Origin of the sequence: Streptomyces sp. ADI95-17, assembly GCF_003846175.1 — a bacterium.
GTDB lineage: Bacteria > Actinomycetota > Actinomycetes > Streptomycetales > Streptomycetaceae > Streptomyces > Streptomyces sanglieri.
The window spans coordinates 211,138-212,999 of record NZ_ML123044.1; the positions used below are offsets into that span (position 1 = coordinate 211,138).

Here is a 1,862-nt window from a genome sequence, read left to right on the forward strand (position 1 = left end):
CACTTCACCCGCGTTTAGACGGTTCCGGTCGTGGCGCCGCAGGCGGTGTCGTTCGGCTGGAACATGGCCGACACTGCGGCCCCGGACGCCGCAGGACAGGTGATCGTTGGTCTGGACGGAGTACTCGTGCTGGCCCACTGCGAGGAACAGGACGCCACCGCGACCTGGAAGAAGACCTTCGGCCACCACCCGCTGATGGGGTTCGTCGATCACGGAAGCGGTTAGAGCGGGAAGCCGGTGGTCGGCCTGCTCAGACCCGGGAACGAGGCAGTAATACCGCCGCCGACCACATCACCACAGCCGAACTCGCCCTGGAGCAACCGCCGAAGAAGTACCGGCGCGGACGCCAGACACTGATCCGTACCGACTCCGCGGGCGGAACACACCCGTTCACATCCCGGCTCGCCCAGCGGGGCAGATGGCTGTCGTGCTCGGTCGGCATGAGCATCACCGACGCCATCCACGAGGCCGTCCTCAAGGCCCTCCCGAACCCCGGCTGACCAGCACGTTCCCATCTCTGCGAGCGGCACCGCCCGACCGGAACCGTGGAACCCGGCGCCCACCCGATGCGACAGCCAGGCCATCAGGCCGGCCACCACCGGCCCGAACAGCCGAAACGGCCCGCCGAAGAAACCGACGGACCGTCGCGAAAGGTCGAGGTCAACGCCCCAGAACCCCTACCGCTTCGGATCAACGTACCTCACCCACCCTCACCCCTCCTCGAACGGATCATGGAAACGCGGATGTTTCTCAGCATTTCCATAAAACAGAACCTTCCTCAACCCTGAAACTAGCAGTGGAACATCCACCTCGGGCGCCAATCCAAGAGTTACCCTCCGCCCAGACAGAGAAAGCTCCTCAACCGCCTCTTCGTTGAAATAGAGGGTAATCGATGCAGGAGTAATCACAACATTTTCCAGCCCTCCGTAATTCACATCACCAGACTCTGTGACAGTACAGTATGAGTCCATTTCAAGGCGACGCGCCTGAGCTGAAGGAGCGGACAGTCGAGATTGAAAGATGAAATACCTTTCGCTCCCTTCGGTATCCTCTGAAATGCCCACCACGAAACAATCATCCGGAACATCAGGAGAGGACGTAACAGTTCGCACCTCCCACTGTCGAGACTCACTCATCATCCGTGCTCCACTGTTTTCCATCCCAACGGTATATAAACGTAGCCCCAGTCTCCTGAGCCGCTCGTGTCATTGACCCCTGACACTGGCTACAGGGCCTCCTGATGGCATTGATTGTCACTGTATCACCAGGGCTCACAGGAGCTAGATTGGCGAACCTGTCGCCATTAATATGCACTGTCGGACTGCCACCAGACATGCGCCCAGCGCGAGCCTTCGTGTGACTTGCCTGGCTATTATTAGGAAAACTTAGAGCCTTTTCCTCTGGAGTTTGCTCACCGCTCCGGAGAGAGTACGAAACCCTCCTTACGCCATATTTATCACGCACCTCCACAGTGGCGAAGTGTGTCGAATTCGTGACCACTCCAGCCATACTCCCTCGACCAGCCTTACTCCCCTTCGGTCGCCCCATTTTCCCAGCACCAAAGAAAGCAGCAAGCGCTGACGGAACTTGATAAGAGTCAGAACCAACATCGTATCCCTGATCGGCCATCCACTCGTCATACTGAGCACCGTAGTCACATCCCGGAGCACCTGCCTCGCCACCTCCTCTACAGTCACTGTCGAATATCCATCCGAAATATTCTGCGGTGCGAGGAACATTCCCGATTGCCCCATAAAAAGCTTCTCCGACGCCGTAGTAGAAATCCGATGCTTGCCCTTTGAGCTGGCCCCATCCGCATTGGAAGTCCCAGAAACCACAGCCACCGCCACCGCCACCGCCAC

At 58.7% G+C, this 1,862-nt stretch carries 2 protein-coding genes and 1 pseudogene; 1 reads left to right on the forward strand and 2 read right to left on the reverse strand.

The genetic code is table 11. From position 1 onward, the window contains the following. Positions 1 to 57 precede the first annotated feature (57 nt). Positions 58 to 482: pseudogene (locus EES42_RS00930) on the forward strand (transposase); the annotation flags it as partial. A 228-nt stretch (positions 483 to 710) separates the two neighbouring features. Here EES42_RS00930 and EES42_RS00935 read toward each other — a convergent pair. Together EES42_RS00935 and EES42_RS45915 are read right to left on the reverse strand one after the other, a co-directional pair. Beyond that, positions 711 to 1,160, reverse strand: a complete 450-nt coding sequence (locus EES42_RS00935) for an Imm10 family immunity protein (protein WP_124716186.1) — start codon at positions 1,158 to 1,160, stop codon at positions 711 to 713. A gap of 282 nt (positions 1,161 to 1,442) precedes the next feature. After that, a partial coding sequence (locus EES42_RS45915; RefSeq protein WP_241196186.1) for a hypothetical protein occupies positions 1,443 to 1,862 on the reverse strand: 420 nt, incomplete at its 5' end.